The 17,617-nt window shown below is 64.1% G+C and carries 17 protein-coding genes; 13 read left to right on the top strand and 4 right to left on the bottom strand.

The genetic code is table 11. From position 1 onward, the window contains the following. Positions 1–306 precede the first annotated feature (306 nt). Positions 307–936, bottom strand: a complete 630-nt coding sequence (gene upp, locus PSV33_RS09820; RefSeq protein WP_300561065.1) for a uracil phosphoribosyltransferase — start codon at positions 934–936, stop codon at positions 307–309. Positions 937–982: 46 nt separating this feature from the next. Then, on the bottom strand, positions 983–2,464 hold the full coding sequence (locus tag PSV33_RS09815) for a helicase HerA-like C-terminal domain-containing protein (protein ID WP_300561062.1): 1,482 nt from the start codon (positions 2,462–2,464) through the stop codon (positions 983–985). Between the two features lie 229 nt (positions 2,465–2,693). On the opposite strand from PSV33_RS09815, the gene PSV33_RS09810 reads away from it, so the two are divergent. The 11 genes from PSV33_RS09810 to PSV33_RS09760 all read left to right on the top strand — a co-directional run bounded on the left by PSV33_RS09810 (position 2,694) and on the right by PSV33_RS09760 (position 12,459). Next, entirely contained in the window at positions 2,694–3,419 is a 726-nt protein-coding gene (locus PSV33_RS09810; protein ID WP_300561059.1) for a YebC/PmpR family DNA-binding transcriptional regulator, read from the top strand. Positions 3,420–3,443: 24 nt separating this feature from the next. Then, a complete protein-coding gene (purD, locus tag PSV33_RS09805; protein WP_300561056.1) occupies positions 3,444–4,763 on the top strand; it encodes a phosphoribosylamine--glycine ligase in 1,320 nt (439 codons plus the stop codon). Further along, positions 4,763–5,407 (top strand): 1-acyl-sn-glycerol-3-phosphate acyltransferase, encoded by a 645-nt coding sequence (locus PSV33_RS09800; protein WP_300561053.1) that lies wholly within the window; start codon positions 4,763–4,765, stop codon positions 5,405–5,407. The genes purD and PSV33_RS09800 overlap by 1 nt, the downstream gene beginning before the upstream one ends. 5 nt (positions 5,408–5,412) lie before the next feature. Further along, complete coding sequence (gene hemF, locus PSV33_RS09795; protein ID WP_300561050.1) at positions 5,413–6,324, top strand: oxygen-dependent coproporphyrinogen oxidase; 912 nt, start codon at positions 5,413–5,415, stop codon at positions 6,322–6,324. A gap of 5 nt (positions 6,325–6,329) precedes the next feature. Next, complete coding sequence (gene nadD / locus PSV33_RS09790) at positions 6,330–6,953, top strand: nicotinate (nicotinamide) nucleotide adenylyltransferase (protein WP_300561321.1); 624 nt, start codon at positions 6,330–6,332, stop codon at positions 6,951–6,953. A gap of 46 nt (positions 6,954–6,999) precedes the next feature. After that, on the top strand, positions 7,000–7,803 hold the full coding sequence (gene rsfS / locus PSV33_RS09785; protein WP_300561047.1) for a ribosome silencing factor: 804 nt from the start codon (positions 7,000–7,002) through the stop codon (positions 7,801–7,803). Beyond that, entirely contained in the window at positions 7,800–8,267 is a 468-nt protein-coding gene (rlmH, locus tag PSV33_RS09780) for a 23S rRNA (pseudouridine(1915)-N(3))-methyltransferase RlmH (protein WP_300561042.1), read from the top strand. The genes rsfS and rlmH overlap by 4 nt, the downstream gene beginning before the upstream one ends. A 136-nt stretch (positions 8,268–8,403) precedes the next feature. After that, positions 8,404–9,006 carry a nucleoside triphosphate pyrophosphatase gene (locus PSV33_RS09775; protein ID WP_300561039.1) on the top strand — a complete coding sequence of 201 codons (603 nt, stop codon included), beginning with the start codon at positions 8,404–8,406 and terminating at the stop codon, positions 9,004–9,006. Positions 9,007–9,030: 24 nt separating this feature from the next. After that, complete coding sequence (rng, locus tag PSV33_RS09770) at positions 9,031–10,512, top strand: ribonuclease G (RefSeq protein ID WP_300561037.1); 1,482 nt, start codon at positions 9,031–9,033, stop codon at positions 10,510–10,512. Between the two features lie 19 nt (positions 10,513–10,531). Then, positions 10,532–11,281, top strand: coding sequence for a polysaccharide deacetylase family protein (locus PSV33_RS09765; RefSeq protein WP_300561036.1), 750 nt, complete (start codon positions 10,532–10,534; stop codon positions 11,279–11,281). Then, positions 11,278–12,459, top strand: a complete 1,182-nt coding sequence (locus PSV33_RS09760) for a glycosyltransferase family 4 protein (protein ID WP_300561035.1) — start codon at positions 11,278–11,280, stop codon at positions 12,457–12,459. Before PSV33_RS09765 ends, PSV33_RS09760 begins: the two co-directional genes overlap by 4 nt. A gap of 84 nt (positions 12,460–12,543) precedes the next feature. Here PSV33_RS09760 and PSV33_RS09755 read toward each other — a convergent pair whose 3' ends face one another. Then, positions 12,544–13,416, bottom strand: a complete 873-nt coding sequence (locus PSV33_RS09755) for a glycosyltransferase (RefSeq protein WP_300561034.1) — start codon at positions 13,414–13,416, stop codon at positions 12,544–12,546. Then, positions 13,413–15,167 (bottom strand): lipid A export permease/ATP-binding protein MsbA, encoded by a 1,755-nt coding sequence (msbA, locus tag PSV33_RS09750; RefSeq protein WP_300561318.1) that lies wholly within the window; start codon positions 15,165–15,167, stop codon positions 13,413–13,415. Before msbA ends, PSV33_RS09755 begins: the two co-directional genes overlap by 4 nt. Before the next feature lie 356 nt (positions 15,168–15,523). Here msbA and PSV33_RS09745 point away from each other — a divergent pair, with 356 nt between their 5' ends. After that, the gene (locus PSV33_RS09745) at positions 15,524–16,288 is read left to right on the top strand and encodes a glycosyltransferase family 2 protein (protein WP_300561033.1); all 765 of its coding nucleotides are present in this window, start codon (positions 15,524–15,526) and stop codon (positions 16,286–16,288) included. 79 nt (positions 16,289–16,367) lie between these two features. Continuing rightward, entirely contained in the window at positions 16,368–17,591 is a 1,224-nt protein-coding gene (gene tolB, locus PSV33_RS09740) for a Tol-Pal system beta propeller repeat protein TolB (protein ID WP_300561315.1), read from the top strand. The last annotated feature ends 26 nt before the right edge of the window (positions 17,592–17,617 follow it).

Raw genomic sequence — 17,617 nt, 5'->3', positions numbered from 1 at the left:
GGCGCTACCGGCCGCCCATTCAATGGCTTCGGCCTGCAGTCCGCCGCTCAGGGCGTCCAGCAAGACCTGCCGTTCCGCCTGTTTGCGCGCGGTCTTTTCATCAAGGAAAACCGGGTCGGTTGTGTCCGGTGGGCGGCTGCGCATCAACGTTCTTCCTTGCGGTATGGCTTCATCCACAGCTGGCCTGTTCCGTGGGTACACCCACCCCCAGGGTGGAAGCCCAGAGGCGGACCCGGCAGCTTCGTGAAACTCGAATCTGCTATCAAACCTGCAGCTGCTTGCGCCCGTCCTGATTGGGCTGGCGGCCTATTTGGTTCCAAAAATGCGGTCACCTGCATCACCCAGGCCGGGCAGGATGTAACCGTGTTCGTCGAGCTGCCTGTCAATGGCGGCGGTGTAGATGTCCACGTCGGGGTGGGCCTTCTGCAGGGCGGCAAGCCCTTCGGGGCAGGTCAGCAGGCAGACGAACTTGATGGATCGGGGTTTGAGTTTCTTGAGCCGGGTCACGGCGGCAATCGCCGAGTTGCCGGTGGCCAGCATGGGGTCGACGATCACGATGTCGCGTTCTTCCATTTCCTGCGGCATCTTGAAGTAGTACTCCACCGGCTCCAGGGTTGCCGGGTCGCGGTACAGCCCGACGTGGCCGACGCGGGCGCCCGGCACCACATTGAGCATGCCCTCCAGGATGCCGTTGCCGGCGCGCAGGATGGACACAAACACGAGCTTCTTGCCGTCGATGGTCTTGCCGGTCATGGTCTCCAGCGGCGTTTCCACCTCGATGTCCTGCAGCGGCATGTCGCGTGTGACTTCATAGGCCATCAGGCTGCTGAGCTCGTTGAGCAGCGTGCGAAAGGTGTTGGTGGAAGCGTCCTTGCGGCGCATCAGGGTCAGCTTGTGCTGCACCAGCGGGTGGTCGATCAGATGGACTTTGCTCATAGATATCCGTTTGCTTTTCTGTGGTCAGATGGTTGAAGGTAAAGGTTTAGCGTTTCTTGCCGCCCAGGATGCCGCCCAGCGCGCCGCGCAGCACCTGGCGCGCCAGGTTGCGGGCTTCGGACTTGAGCACCTGCTGCACCAGCCCGTCGCGCGCGCCGCCGCGCGGACCTTTGGAGCCGAACAGCACATCGCTGAGTCCGCCCATGAAACCACCGGAAGCTTCCGCCACCTTGGCGGTTTCGGCCTGTGTCGCCGCGACGCGGGCCTTGAGCATTTCATACGCTGATTCACGGTCCACGGCTTTTTCATACACACCAGCCACCAGCGAGCTCTGCATCAGGGTCTGGCGCTGCTGCGGCGTGATCGGGCCAATCTGACTGCCCGGCGGCAGCACGTAGGCGCGTTCGGTCACGCTGGGGCGGCCCTTGCTGTCGAGAAAACTCACCAGGGCCTCGCCCACCGCCAGCTCGGTGATGGCGGTTTCAATGTCCAGGCCAGGCTTTTGCCGCATGGTCTGCGCCGTGGCCTTGACGGCTTTCTGGTCGCGCGGGGTGTAGGCGCGCAGCGCGTGCTGCACGCGGTTGCCGAGCTGCGCCAGCACCGAATCGGGAATGTCCAGCGGGTTCTGGGTCACGAAATAGACGCCCACGCCCTTGGAGCGCACCAGCCGCACCACCAGCTCGATGCGTTCGATCAGCGCCTTGGGCGCTTCGTCGAACAGCAGGTGCGCCTCGTCAAAGAAAAACACCAGCTTGGGTTTGTCGGGGTCGCCGATTTCAGGCAGCAACTCGAACAGCTCGGACAGCATCCAGAGCAGAAAGGTCGCGTACAGGCGCGGCGAGTTCATCAGTTTGTCGGCGGCCAGGATGTTGACCACCCCCTTGCCGTCCACCGTCTGCATGAAGTCGCTGATGTTGAGCATGGGCTCGCCGAAGAACTTGTCGCCGCCCTGGGTCTCGATCTGCATCAGGCCGCGCTGGATGGCCCCCACGCTGGCGGCGCTGATGTTGCCGTATTCGGTGGTGAAGGTGCTGGCGTTGTCGCCCACATGCTGCAGCATGGCGCGCAGGTCTTTCAGGTCCAGCAGCAGCATGCCGCTGTCGTCAGCGATCTTGAAAACCAGGTTGATCACACCGGCCTGCGTCTCATTCAGGCCCAGCATGCGGCCCAGCAGCAGCGGCCCCATGTCGGACACGGTGGCGCGCACCGGGTGGCCCTGTTCGCCGAACACATCCCACAGCGCGGTGGGGCAGGCCAGGGGCGTCGGTTTGTCAATGCCGCGCTCCTTGAGCACAGCCGCCATTTTTTCACCCATGTTGCCGGCCTGGCTGATGCCGGCCAGGTCGCCCTTGACGTCGGCCATGAACACCGGCACGCCGATTTTCGAGAAGTTTTCGGCCAGCGCCTGCAGCGTCACCGTCTTGCCGGTGCCGGTCGCGCCGGTGATCAGGCCGTGGCGGTTGGCCAGCGCCGGCAGCAGCTCACATTGGGTGGAAGCGTTCCGGGCAATCAGAAAGGGCTCGGCCATGGGTTGTCCTCTGGGTAGGTGGAAGCTCTGCACAACCCCTCGCGGTTCGTGACAGCCCGGGCTCGGGCGATCTGCGGCGTTGCCTTTCTTGCCAATAGTCATGCTATTGGCTGCAAAACGCGCCTTGCAGCTCATCCCGATCCGGGCTGTACGAACTTGCGCGGGGCTGTGCAAAGCTCCCTAAAAGTAAAATACGGTTTGTAGATTAAATCAATTCCAAAGGATTTCCGTGGCTGGTCACAGTAAATGGGCGAATATTCAGCACCGCAAGGGTCGCCAGGACGAGAAGCGCCAACGTGTCTGGACGCGTGTCATGCGCGAAATCATGGTGGCGGCGCGAATGGGCGGCGGCGATTTGAGCACCAACCCACGCCTGCGGCTGGCCGTGGAAAAGGCCAAGGCGGCCAACATGCCCAACGAAAACGTCAAGTACGGCATTGCCAAGGCGACCGGCAGCCTGGAAGGCGTGCATTACGAAGAAGTCCGTTATGAGGGTTACGGCATTGGCGGCGCGGCCATCATCGTGGATTGCATGACCGACAACAAGGTGCGCACCGTGGCCGAGGTGCGTCACGCGTTTTCCAAGCATGGCGGCAACATGGGCACCGAGGGCTCGGTGGCCTTCCAGTTCAAGCATTGCGGGCAGCTGATTTTCGCCCCGGGCAGCGACGAAGACAGGATCATGGAAGTAGCGCTGGAGTCCGGCGCCGACGACGTGATCACCGACGAAGACGGGGCCATTGAGGTGCTGACGCCTTACACGGCGTTTGAAGCCGTCAAGAACGCGCTCGAAGCGGCCGGCCTGGTGCCGGAAGTGGCCGAAGTGACCATGCGCGCCGACAACACCATCGAGCTCACCGGGGCCGAGGGCCAGAAGATGCAGAGGTTGCTGGACGTGCTGGAAGACCTGGACGACACGCAGGACGTCTTCCACAACGCCGCCATTTCAGAATAACCCCCCAACCATGAAAGTTTCCGCATGAAAGTCCTGGTAGTCGGCGGCGGTGGCCGTGAACATGCGCTGGCCTGGAAGCTGGCGCAGTCCCCCAAGGTGCAGGCGGTGTATGTCGCGCCCGGCAACGGGGGCACCGCGCTGGACCCTCGCCTTGAGAACATCAAGATCACGGATGTGCAGGCGCTGCGGTCGTGGGCAGCTACAGAAAAGATAGCATTGACGGTGGTCGGCCCGGAGCAGCCGTTGGCGGCCGGCATCGTCGACGAGTTCCGTGCCCACGGCCTGCGGGTGTTCGGCCCGACCCAAGCCGCCGCGCAGCTGGAAAGCTCCAAGGCCTTTTCCAAGGCCTTCATGAAGCGCCACGGCATCCCGACGGCCGAGTACGACACCTTCACCGACGCCACGGCGGCGCACGCCTATGTGGATGAAAAAGGTGCGCCCATTGTGGTCAAGGCCGATGGCCTGGCCGCCGGCAAGGGCGTGGTCGTGGCCATGAACCTGCACGAAGCGCATGAGGCCATCGAGTTCATGCTCGCGCCCGACCCCAGCTTCAACCCGCTGGGCGTCACGCACAACGCCGGCGGCGCGCGTGTCGTGATCGAGGAATTTTTGCAGGGCGAGGAAGCCAGTTTCATCGTGATGTGCGACGGCAAAAATGTCGCCGCCATGGCCACCAGCCAGGACCACAAGCGCCTGCTGGACGACGACCAGGGGCCGAACACTGGTGGCATGGGTGCCTATTCACCGGCGCCGGTGGTCACACCCGACGTGCACGCCCGCGCCATGCGCGAGATCATCCTGCCCACCATCAAGGGCATGGAAAAAGACGGCATACCGTTTACCGGCTTCCTGTACGCCGGCCTGATGATTTCCCCCGACGGCAAGGTCAGGACGCTGGAGTTCAACTGCCGCATGGGCGACCCGGAAACCCAGCCCATCATGATGCGGCTCAAGTCCGACCTGTTCGATGTCATGATGGCGGCCACCTCGGGCAAGCTCGACGAGGTGGAGCTGGAATGGGACCGCCGCGTGGCGCTGGGCGTGGTCACGGCCGCGCACGGCTACCCGCTACAGCCCCGCAAGGGCGACCTGATCACCGGCCTGCCCGTGGTGCATCCGTCCGGGGCGCCTGAAGACGTGGTGGTGTTCCACGCCGGAACAGCCACGGCCGCAGGTGGCATCAAGGCCGGCGTGGTGACCTCCGGCGGCCGTGTGTTGTGCGTCACGGCGCTGGCCAGCTCCGTGCGTGAAGCCCAGCACCTGGCCTATGAGGCGACGCAGGCGATTCACTTCGACGGCGCCCAGTACCGCAGGGACATCGGATTTCGGGCCATCAAGTCCTGATGGGCATGGATTTCCAGCCGCCGCACCCCGTGCAGTTCCAGGGGAGCGGGCTGGCCCGGTCGCTGGTGCGTGCCCTCGGCTGGCGCATTGATTTTGCAGGCCTGCCGACGCTGCAGGGCGTGATTGTGGTGTACCCGCACACCTCGAACTGGGATTTCCCGGTTGCGGTGCTGCTGAAGTGGGCGGTCGGCCTTCCGGTTCAGTTCTGGGGCAAGGACACGCTGTTTCGCATTCCACTGTTTGGCTCCTGGCTGCGCTGGCTGGGCGGCGTGCCCGTCAGGCGCTCGGCACCCCAGGGCGTGGTCGGGCAGATGACGGCCATGATGAAACAGAAAAAGGCCGACGGGCAGTACTTCTGGCTGGCCCTTTCACCGGAAGGCACCCGCCGGCTCACCGCGGGCTGGCGCAGCGGTTTTTACCGGCTGGCACTGGAAGCCGATGTGCCGGTGGGCCTGGCCGGGCTCGACTATTCGCGCAAGCGCCTGGTCTTTCGCGATTTTCTGCGGCTGACCGGTGATGAAGACCGCGACCTGCAACGCATGGCCAAGTCCCTGCAGGACTTCCGCGGCTTGCGGGCCGGCGCCGCAGCCCCCGTGCGTTTGATCAATTCGGGCCTGCCGCAGGCCGATACCATCGTGAAATGACAACCATGACCGATTCTTCCCATGTCCGCAGCTACTTGCTGGAGTTGCAGGAGCGCATCATCAGCACCATCGCCGCGCTCGACGGCCAGCCCTTTGTGGCCGACCACTGGCACAAGGAGCCCGGCGAAACGCTGCAGGGCAACGGCATCACCCGCATCCTGGAGCAGGGCAGGGTGTTTGAGCGCGCCGGCTGCGGGTTCTCGCATGTGCGCGGGCCCAGGCTGCCGCCTTCGGCCACGCAGCACCGGCCCGAGCTGTCCGGCGCGCCCTTCGAGGCCATGGGCGTGTCGCTGGTGTTTCACCCGCGCAACCCTTACGTGCCGACCGTGCACATGAATGTGCGCATGATTGCGGCAACGCCAGCGTCCGGCCCGACGGCCTACTGGTTCGGCGGTGGCATGGATCTGACGCCGTATTACGGGTTTGACGAGGATGCCGTGCATTTTCACCAGACCTGCAAGGACGCCCTGGGACCGTTCGGCGACGACAAGTACCCGCGCTTCAAGACCTGGTGCGACGAATATTTCTACCTGAAGCACCGCGAGGAACAGCGCGGCATAGGCGGCGTGTTTTTCGACGACTTCCAGGAACTGGGCTTCGAGGGCAGCCTGGCGATGATGCGTTCGGTCGGCGATGCCTTCCTGGCGGCTTACCTGCCCATCGTTGAGCGCCGCAAGGACATGGCTTACGGCGAGCGCGAGCGTGATTTCCAGCTGTATCGACGCGGCCGTTATGTCGAGTTCAACCTGGTCTGGGACCGCGGCACCCACTTTGGCCTGCAATCGGGCGGGCGCACCGAGTCCATCCTCATGTCGATGCCGCCGCTGGCCGCCTGGTCCTACCAGCGCCCCGTCGAGGCCGGCTCGGCCGAGGCGCGGCTGTCCACCGAGTTTCTGGTCAGGCGGGACTGGCTTTGAGTGCTGTGCCGTCAACGGGCGCAAAACGTATCGGCATTTTTGGCGGCGCGTTTGACCCGCCGCATCGGGCTCATGTGGCCCTGGCCCAGGCAGCGCTGGCGCAGCTCGCGCTCGATGCCCTGCACATCATTCCCACCGGGCAGGCCTGGCACAAGACCCGGACACTCAGCGCGCCCGATCACCGGCTGGCCATGACCCGGCTCGCATTTGCCGGTCTGGACCGGGTGGTGGTCGATGACCGGGAAATCCGGCGTTCCGGCCCCAGCTTCACCATTGACACGCTGGAGGCCCTGCAGGCCGAAAACCCCGGCGCCCAGCTCTACCTGGTCATTGGCAACGACCAGTTCGCCGCCCTGAAGACCTGGCACCGCTGGCAGGCGATTCTGGAAATAGCTATAATTTGTATAGCAAACCGCGCAGGTTCGACAAGCACCGGTGCCGGTTTTGACCCTGAAAATCAGGCTTGGCACGCGGTTTTGACCCTGCAATTGCCGCTGATGCCCATCAGTGCCACCGACATCCGGCGGCAAATCAGTTCAGGCAGCGCCAGCCCACCGGGCTGGACCCCCTTGGTTCCGGAGCCGGTTGCGCGTTATATTGAGCGCCATCATCTCTACACTTCTCCGTAATTTTCAGTAATTTCCCGTCAACTCACTCTTTGAAGCAAACCACTGCATGACTTCCACCCCTGCCAACACCGCCAGCACTGCTGCGAAAAAAGACGTCCAGAAACTGCAGCGAGCCATCATTGATGGGCTGGAAGATGTGAAGGCGGCTGACATCCAGGTGTTTGACACGGAGCACATCACCTCGTTGTTCGAGCGCGTGATCATCGCCTCGGGCAGTTCCAACCGGCAGACCAAGGCGCTCGCCGCCAGCGTCCGCGATGCGGTGCGCGACGCCGGTTTTGCCAAGCCGCGCATCGAGGGTGAGGAAAACGGCGAGTGGATCATTGTGGATTGCGGCGCCGCTGTCGCGCACATCATGCAGCCGACGATTCGCCAGTACTACCACCTCGAAGAGTTGTGGGGCGACAAACCGGTCAAGCTCAAGCTGGGCGCGCCCGCACCGCTGGTCAAGGCGTCCAAACCCGAAGTCGAGGAAGCGCCCAAGCCGGCCCGATCGCGCGCTGGTGCGAAATCGGCTGCCAAGCCAGGCAAGGCTGCGGCCAAACCTGCCGCCAGAAAAGTTGTCGCCCGGACCGATGACGGCACTTATGTGGGCCGGGTCGGCAAGATGACCGACTGGACCGCCAAGCGCAATGCCGCTGCACCGGCTGCCGAGCCCGCTGCCAAACCCGTCAAGGCGGCTGCCAAATCGCCTGTCAAAGCGGCGGTGAAAAAAGCGCCGGCGAAAACACCCATCGTGAAGATTCCGGTCGCCAAGAAAGTCGCGGCCAGGAAAACCGTCGCCAAAGCTGCAGCAAAGACGGCTGCCAAAAAACCCGCTGCGAAGAAAACCACGACCCTGAGCCAATGAGGCTGACGATTGTCGCCGTCGGGCAGAAAGTGCCCGATTGGGCGCAAACCGCCTACGACGACTACGCCAAGCGTTTTCCGCCCGAGCTGCGGGTTGAAATCAAGGCTGTCAAGACCGAGCCGCGCGCTTCCAAAACCCTGGACACCCTGCTGGCGGCTGAGCGCCAGCGCATCGAAGGCGTGATTGCCAAGGGAACCCGCATCGTCGCGCTGGATGAACGCGGCACCGCCATGACCACGGTTGCGCTGGCCGAGAAGCTAAAGAGCTGGCAGCGCGAAGGCGACGACGTGGCCATCGTCATTGGTGGCCCGGACGGGCTGGACCCCGCCTTCAAACAGGCCGCCCACGAGCGCCTGCGCCTGTCGGACCTGACGCTGCCGCATGCCATGGTGCGTGTGCTGCTGATCGAGCAGCTCTACCGCGCCTGGAGCATCACGGTCAATCACCCCTATCACAGGGAATGATGTTGCCCCCACGGTCTCTCACTGCGTGTAGCTCCCTGCCCCCCGGGGGGGCCGCTGCGCCTGCGGGCCGGCAAAGCCGGTCCCGCGGCCCCTGCTGGACTGATGCGGGGAAGTGGTCTGCCTTGGGACCCCCGACATGACCAACTTCATTTACCTTGCGTCCCAAAGCCCGCGCCGTCGACAGTTACTGGAGCAGCTGGGCGTGGCCTGCCAGCTGCTGCTGCCTGACGCCGGCGAAGACAGCGAGGCGCTTGAGGTGGTGCTGGCTGGCGAGGCACCGACCGCCTATGTCCAGCGCGTCACGCAGCTCAAGCTTGACGCTGCCGTGGCGCGTCTGAAACAACGCGGTTTGTCGCCGGCCCCGATTTTGTGCTCGGACACCACGGTGGCCATGGGCCGCCGCATCTATGGCAAACCTGACGATGCCACCCATGCCGAACACATGCTGGCCGAGCTGGCCGGACACACGCACCGCGTGCTGACGGCCGTGTCGGTGCAGCACGGCCGCAAACGGCTGCAGGCGCTGAGCGTGTCGCGGGTGACCTTTGCGCCCATGAGCCGGGCCCAGATTCGCGCCTACGTCGCCACGGGTGAGCCGCTGGGCAAGGCCGGCGCCTACGCCATCCAGGGCAGGGTGGCGATGTTCATCTCGCACATGAGCGGCAGTTATTCCGGCATCATGGGCCTGCCGCTGCATGAAACCGCGCTGCTGCTGCAGGCCGCAGGCCTGAAAATATAGATAAGCGCCCCACAAGAAGACACCATGCAACAAGACATCCTGATCAACTGGTCGCCCCAGGAAACCCGTGTGGCCGTGGTCGAGTACGGAGCCGTGCAGGAGTTGCATGTCGAGCGCACGCTGGAACGCGGCCTGGTTGGCAATGTCTACCTTGGCAAGGTCGTCCGGGTGCTGCCGGGCATGCAGTCGGCTTTCATCGACATTGGCCTGGAACGTGCCGCGTTTTTGCATGTGGCGGATTTGATGAGCAGCATCAACAGCCGGCACGCCGACGCCGACAGCGCGGCGACTCCCGCGGCAGCACCGCAGCCGATTGAAAAGCAGCTGTTTGTCGGCCAGGCGCTGATGGTGCAGGTGCTCAAGGACCCGATTGGCACCAAGGGCGCGAGGCTGACCGCGCAGGTGAGCATTGCCGGCCGCCTGCTGGTGTTTCTGCCGCAGGACAACCACATCGGCGTGTCGCAGAAAATCCCTGCCGCACAACGCGAGGAATTGCGCCAGCGACTGCAGACCCTGACTGGCGACATGGGCGGCGGTTTCATCCTTCGCACCAATGGCGAGGACGCCACCGATGCGGAACTCGGCGAGGACATCGCCTACCTGCGCAAGACCTGGGCCCGCATCAAGGACGCCGCCCTGCGCCTGCCGCCGACCTCGGTGCTGCACCAGGATCTGAACCTGCTCCAGCGCGTGCTGCGCGACATGGTGCTGGAAAACACCCAGAGCATACGCATCGACTCACGCGAGCAGTTCGACAAACTCAGGCTGTTTGCCACGGAGTTCATGCCGGCGACCCTGCAGCGGCTGCAACTGCACAGCGGCGAGCGCCCGATTTTTGACCTCTTCAACATCGACGAGGAAATTGCCAAGGCGCTGGGCCGGCGGGTGGACCTGAAATCGGGCGGCTACCTGATCATTGACCAGACCGAGGCGCTGACCACGGTGGACGTCAACACCGGCGGTTTTGTGGGTGCACGCAATTTTGACGACACGATCTTCAAGACCAACCTGGAAGCTTCGCAGGCCATCGCACGGCAACTGAGGCTGCGCAACCTGGGCGGTATTGTGATCGTCGATTTCATCGACATGCTGCGTGACAACCATCGCGACGCTGTGCTGGCGGAGTTCCTGAAGCAGCTCGCCCGCGACCGCATCAAGACCAGCGTGAACGGCTTTTCGGCGCTGGGCCTGCTCGAAATGACACGCAAGCGCACACGCGAGTCCTTGGCGCACCAGCTGTGCGAACCGTGCAGCGCCTGCCAGGGCAAGGGCGTGGTGAAGACGGCGCGCAGCGTGGGTTACGACATCCTGCGCGAGATCCTGCGTGAGGCCCGCCAGTTCAATCCGCGGGAGTTCCGGGTGATTGCTTCGCCCAAGGTGATCGAGCTGTTTCTCGACGAGGAAAGCCAGCACCTGGCGGGACTGAGCGACTTCATCGGCAAGCCGATTTCGCTGCAGGCCGAAGCCGCCATGGCGCAGGAACAGTACGATATCGTCCTCCTCTGAAGCATCGCCACCGTCCTGCATGCCCGCTACGCCCGCCAGTCCCACGCGCCCGATACCGATTCTGGTCTACCACCAGATCAGCGAGGCGCCGTCCAAAGGTTCGCCTTTTCGCAGTCTCTACGTCTCGCCTTCCTCCTTTTCGCGCCAGATGGCCATGCTGAAGCTGCTGGGCTACCAGGGGTTGTCGATGAGTGCGCTCCTGCCCTATCTGCGCGGCGAAAAAACCGGCAAGGTGGCGGGCATCACCTTTGACGATGGTTACCGGAACAACCTGACCCATGCGCTGCCGGTGCTGCAGCGCCGGGGGTTTTCCTCCACCTGTTATGCCGTCAGCAGGCTGCTCGGTAAAACCAACGAATGGGACCGGGACATCGGCATCGCACAGGTGCCCCTGATGACCGCGGACGAGTTGCGCCTGTGGGTGGCCGGCGGCCAGGAGGTCGGATCCCACACGCAGAACCACGTGCGTCTGCTGCGAAGCGATGACAACACCGCGCGCGCTGAAATGACCGGTGACAGGACGGCACTCGAAGAGCTGCTGGCCACCCCCGTACGGCATTTTTGCTACCCCTTTGGTGAATACGCGCCGCAGCATGTGGCCATGGCCCGCCAGGCCGGGTTCCAGACCGTCACGACGACGCGGCGCGGCCGCAGTTCCAGCGCGAACGACCTGATGGAATTGCCGCGCGTGCCCGTCGTGCGCTCCACCAGCTTGCCGGTGTTCTGGCTCAAGGTGGCGACGGCCTACGAAGACCGGGACGGCAGGTGAGCGACTCGCCCGTCCCGCCCGGGATCCCAAGCCGGCTGCGCATCGCGGTACTGAACCGTGTTTTTGACCCGGCCGGGGGCGGCGCCGAGCGTTATTCCATCGCGCTGGTGGAACAGCTCGCGCAGCGTCATGAGATCCATGTGTTTGCACAGCAAATCAGGCACCACGCGCCGGGCGTGACTTACCACCTTGTTTCCATGCCGCTGCGCAAGCCGCGCTGGCTGAACCAGCTCTGGTACGCCACCGCCACCTGGTGGGCCACGCGCCGGGGCTTTGACGTGGTTCATTCCCATGAAAACACCTGGCAGGGGCAAGTGCAGACCGTGCATGTGCTGCCGGTGAAATACAACCTGTTTCATGGCCGAACCGGCTGGCGGCGCCTGCTGGCCTGGGCCAAGGTCTGGACCAGCCCGCGCCTGCTGACCTATCTGGGGTTGGAGCGCCTGCGTTTCGCGGCCCGGGGCGGGCGCTGTGTGGTGGTGACGTCAGCCAGCCTGGGCGACACCCTGGCCGCGACCTATCCGGTGACCGCAGCGGGCACCACGGTCATCACGCCGGGGGTGGTGTTGCCCGCGGCGAGCACCAGTGCCGCAGAAAAATCCGCTGCCCGCTTGCAGCTGGGCTTGCCAGAGGCGCGCTGCCTGCTGCTGGTAGGAAATGATTACCGAAAGAAGGGCCTGGGGACGCTTCTGACGGTGCTGCGCGACCTGCCGGCGGACGTGGTGTTGGCGGTGGTGGGCAACCCGGGGCAAATACCGGTCTTTGAACGACAGGCGCAAGCGGAAGGTGTGGCCGGGCGTGTGTTTTTCCTCGGCTCACTGCAGGACGTGGCGCCAGCATACCGCGCGGCGGACTGCCTGGTGCACCCGACGCTGGAGGACACGTTTGCCATGGTGGTGCTGGAGGCCATGGCGCACGGCCTGCCGGTGGTGGTCAGCAGCGCGGCGTACTGCGGTATCTCCAGCCTGCTCAGCCATGGTACCGATGCGCTGCTGCTGGACAATCCGCAGGATGCCGCACAACTGGCAGCCACCCTTCAGCAGGTACTCGGTGACGGGGCACTTCGGCAGCAACTGGGTGCGCAGGCGAGGGCGTTTGCAAGTCGCTATCAGTGGCCTGCCATAGCGCGCGAGCAGGAGGCGGTGTACCTCGCGACGCTGGCCCTGGCGCAGCGCTGACCCGCTGCATTCGGGCCACGGGACCTTCTGGCCCTCTGCCCTCTGGCCTCTGCCCTCTGCCCTCTGCCCTCTGGCCTCTGGCCTTTACGCCACCAGCTTGAAGTGTTTGCGGCTGAAGTCCAGCCCGGTGAGCAGCTCGATTCTGCGCATCAGGTGGTATTTGTTTTCCTTGCGGGTGGGCTGGTAGGCCGGGTCGATTTTCAGGTCCTGCTCGGCGCCCGTCAGCAGCCATTCCTGCACCGCTTCAGGATGGGTTCCCTTGAAAGCCTCGAGGGCGCGGGCGTCGAACTGGCTGTACTTGATCTGCATGGTCGTTGAGTCGGCCCAGTACTTGCTGACCTGGTCCAGCTTTTTCTGCATGTCCTCGTTGCGGCGAATCCAGCCGTAGTGGTAGATGTGGGCGTTGGCCAGTGCCGCCTGCGGATTGCGCGGGCGCTTGTGCTCGGTGGTCACCAGCCAGTACTGGCCGTCGGGCGCATAGGAGCGGATGGTGTTCCTGATCAGCCGGCACTCGCGGCGGTACCAGCCGGGGCTGACCGAGACCCACTGCGCGGAGCCGTAAAAGTGGCGGTAATCAAAGACCAGCGCTTCCACGGCCGGATTGTTGTGGTGCCGCTCAACACTGGCGCGGATGGCGGCCAGGTCTTCCTCGTGAACCACTTCGTCACCTTCGAGGTAGAAGGCCCAGTCGCCGGTGCAGGAATACTGGGCAATCATTTTCTGCTGCGCGTAGACAAAGCCGCGGTCGGCCATGCGTTCGTTCCAGCGGGTTTCGATCACGCGGATTTTCGGGTCGCCGATGGCCAGCACGCGCGACAGCGTGTCGTCGTTGCCCCGGCCCACCGCGACGACGAATTCGTCGACCAGCGGCAGCAGGGAGCGGATCGAGGCTTCAAACGGGAAGCCCAGCTCGACGCCGTTGCGGATAAAGGTAAAACCACTGATGGAAATTGTCATGAAAATTGAGGCACGGAAGGACTTTGCGATAGATCGGCGTCGTACAGCCCGAGCCTGTAAAGGCGGGAATAGGGGCCGTCGCGTTCAATGAGTTCGGCGTGCGAGCCGCTTTCGATGATGCGGCCGGCATCCATCACGACGATGCGGCTGGCGTGCTGGACCGTGGAAAGGCGGTGCGCAATGACCAGCGTCGTGCGGTTGCGCATGAGCCGCTGCAGCGCTTCCTGCACCGCCCGTTCGGATTCCGTGTCCAGTGCCGAGGTGGCCTCGTCCAGAATCAGCACAGGCGCGTCCTTGTACAGGGCGCGGGCAATCGCCAGGCGCTGGCGCTGGCCGCCCGACAGCTGTGTGGCGTTGTGGCCCACCAGCGTGTCCATGCCGCGTGGCAGCTCGTCGACAAAACGCTCCAGGTTGGCAGCCTTGAGGCAGGCCAGCACCTTGTCCTTGTCCACCGCCATGCCCAGTGCCACGTTGGCGGCCACGGTGTCGTTGAGCATCACCACGTGCTGGCTGACAAGCGCGAACTGACCACGAAGCGCGTCGATCTGCCATTCCCGAAGTTCATGGCCGTCCAGCTCGATGCGTCCCGAGGTGGGCTCGACAAAACGCGGCAACAAATTGACCAGCGTGGTCTTGCCAGCCCCTGAAGCTCCGACCAGGGCCACGGTCTCCCCCGGGCTGATGGTCAGGTTCAGCGCGTCCACCGCGGGCGCGCCGTCGTCGCTGTAGGCCACACGCGCATTGATGAAACTGATTTTCCCTTCTGCCCGCGGTTTCGAAAAATCGCCGCCTGGTTCGTCGGGCGTTTTTTCCATCAGGTCCAGGCCGCGTTCCAGCGCCGCCAGGCCGCGCGTGATCGGGCTGGCGACCTCCGACAGGTGCTTGATCGGTGCCACCAGCATCAGCATGGCGGTCACAAAAGCCACGAACGAGCCGACAGAGGTGGTGTCGCTGGAGCTTTGCAGCAGGGCGACCGAAATGACGGCCGACAGAGCGGCCGCCGCCAGCATCTGTGTGGCCGGGGTCATGGCCGCGGAGGCGACCACGGATTTCATGGAAAGGCGCCGCAAGGCCTCGCTGAGCTGCGCAAAACGCGTGGCTTGGCTCTCCTGCGCCGCATGCAGCCGGACATCGCGGTGCGCCAGTACGTTTTCCTCGACCACGTAGGCCAGCGAGTCGGTGGCGGCCTGGCTGGCCTTGGTGAGGCGGTACAGGCGACTGGAGAGCACCCGCATGACCCAGGCAATGGCCGGAATCAGCAGGGTGACAATCAGGGTCAGCCGCCAGTTCAGGTAAAGCAGGTAACTCGACAGCGCCAGCAGGGTCAGGGTGTCCCGGGTCAGACCCATCACCGAGTTGACCAGCATGGACGAGCCGTTTTGCACCTCATAGACCACGGTGTTGGCCAGGGTGCTGGCGGACTGGTTCGAAAAAAGGTCCAGGCGTGCGGTCATCAGCTTCCTGAACATGGCCTTGCGCAATTCCAGCAAGCCGATGTTGGTGACCTTGGCCAGCGCAATCTGCGCGAGAAAACCCGCAAAGCCGCGCACGCCGAACAGCAGCAGAAGCGATACGGGCACCATCCAGATATCGATGCCCCCCTTGCGAAAGCCCTTGTCCAGCAGGGGCTGCAACAGGGCGGGCACCAGCGGCTCCGTGGCGGAAGCCACCACAGTGGCACCCACCGCGACGGCCCATGCGCTGGAAGACTGGCTGAAGTAAGGCCAGATGCGTCGCAGGCGCTGGCCGATGGGCGCCGGTGTCACTGCGCCCGTGGCGGCGGTTTGCTCGGGCCCGCTTGTCAAACCGGAACCTCGCCGCCGGCCGTGGCCGGGGCAACCACGGCCTGTTGCAGCCGACAACCAGTCACAGATACCCCGCCTGAAGCAGGAGACGGGTCAGCAGTGACCGCGCGGGAAAGGACTGCGATTTTTGGCATGGGCGCCGCATCAGGACCGTGAAGTGAGCAAGCCAGCATTATCGTGGAACAATTGGCGACCATTTCCTACAGACACCTCCGCTGGCAGCGCCCACAATCAACCCCTTGTTTGCGGGGCGTTAAAAGAGGGCGGCTGGCTTGCGAAATTCACACCAACACCCAGCGCCCATGACCCTGTCCGTCATCATCATCACGAAAAACGAAGAGGCCAATTTGCAGGCATGCCTGGAGTCCGTGCGGTTCGCCGACCAATGGGTCGTGGTTGACAACGCCAGTACCGACAACACGCGCGCCATCGCCAAAGCCTTCGGGGCCGAAGTGACCGAAACCGCGGCCTGGCCAGGCTTTGGCCCGCAAAAAAACCTCGCCCTGGGCCTGGCCAACCAGGAGTGGGTGCTGTCCATCGACGCGGATGAACGTGTGACGCCCGAGCTGGCCGCCGAGATCCAGCAGGCGATCATCCATCGCGGCGCTGACGCCTTTGAAATCCCGCGCCTCACCCAGTTTTGCGGCCAGTGGATTCATCACTGCGGTTGGACGCCGGACCCGGTGCTGCGTCTTTTCCGGCGCGGACAGGGCCGCTTCAGCGACGATCTGGTGCATGAACGCGTGATCCTGAACTCCGGCGCTGTCTCACGGCTGAACAGCAAGCTGCTGCATTACAGCTACCCGACGCCTGCGCACTACTGGCGCAAGCTGGAGCAATACAGCCTGGCCTGGGCCACACAGGCGCATGCGCGCGGGCGGTCCAGCTCCATGCCGAGGGCGGTAATATCGGGCGTGGCCGCTTTTGTCAAAAGCTATTTTTTTCGCCTCGGCATCCTCGACGGCAGCATGGGTTTCGCCGTGTGTGCCATGCAGGCTCAAGCCGCATTCGGCAAGTACTTCACCCTGTATTGTTTGAACCAGAAAAATGCAACCCAAAAAATCTGACCCTTCCCCAGTTCGAGGTCTTTCCGCAGGCCGTCGCAGCTTCATCGCAGGTCTCACCGGCAGCCTCGGCGTTCTGGCCGTGCAGCCAGCCTGGGCCCAGTTCCGGGTCGAGGTGTCCGGCGTTGGCCTGACCCAGTTGCCGATCGCCATTGCCGGCTTTCGCGGCGATCCACAGTCGCCGCAGAAAATCGCCGCCATCGTGCAGGCCGACCTGGAGCGAAGCGGCCAGTTCCGCGCGGTCGACACCGCCGGCCAGAACCTCGACGAAAATTCCCGGCCCGACCTGTCCGTGTGGCGCCAGCGCGCCGCCGACTCCCTGCTGACCGGCAGCGTGACACGTCTGGCTGATGGCCGCTTTGACGTGCGCTGCCGCCTTTGGGACGTCGTTCGCGGGCAGGACCTTGGCGGGCAAAGCTACGTCATACCGCAGGGCGACCTGCGCCTGTCGGCCCACCGCATCGCCGATTTTGTCTATGAAAAACTGACCGGCGAGAAAGGTGTTTTTTCCACCCGCATCGCCTATGTGACCAAGGTCGGCCCGCGCTACAACCTGTGGGTGGCCGACTCCGACGGCGAAGGCGCCCAGTCGGCGCTGACCAGCCCCGAGCCGATCATCTCTCCGGCGTGGTCGCCCACCGGCGCGCAACTGGCTTATGTTTCGTTTGAATCGCGCAAGCCGGTGATTTATGCGCACGATGTGGCCTCGGGCAAACGCCGCCTGCTGGCGAACTTTCGCGGCTCCAACAGCGCGCCGGCATGGGCGCCGAACGGCAACCAGCTGGTCGCGACGCTGAGCCGAGATGGCGGCTCGCAGCTGTATGCCATCCCGGCAACCGGCGGCGAGGCACGCCGGTTGACGCAATCGGCCAGCATTGACACCGAGCCGGCGTTTTCACCGGACGGGAAATATGTCTATTTCGTGAGTGACCGCGGCGGCTCGCCGCAGATCTACCGCATGGGTGCCAATGGGGGCAACGTCGAACGTGTCACCTTTACCGGGAGTTACAACATATCGCCGGCGTTGAGCCCGGATGGTCGCTGGCTGGCCTATATTTCACGCATAGGTGGCGCTTTCAAGCTGCACCTGATGGACCTCGGCAAAGGAACCGCCATCTCGATCACCGACACCAGCGCCGACGAAAGCCCGAGTTTTGCGCCGAACAGCCGGCTGATCGTCTATGCCACCCAGCAACAGGGCAGGGAAGCCCTGCTGACCACTACCCTGGACGGCAAGATCAAAGCCCGCCTGACCGGCGCCGCCGGAGACATACGTGAGCCGGACTGGGGACCTTTCCAGAGGTAACCCGCCCGCCTTCTACCAACCCTTTT

It is taken from the genome of Polaromonas sp. (assembly GCF_029945895.1).
Lineage (GTDB): Bacteria > Pseudomonadota > Gammaproteobacteria > Burkholderiales > Burkholderiaceae_C > Polaromonas.
Note: the sequence above shows the minus strand (reverse complement) of the source record. Positions and strands in the feature narration are given on the sequence as shown.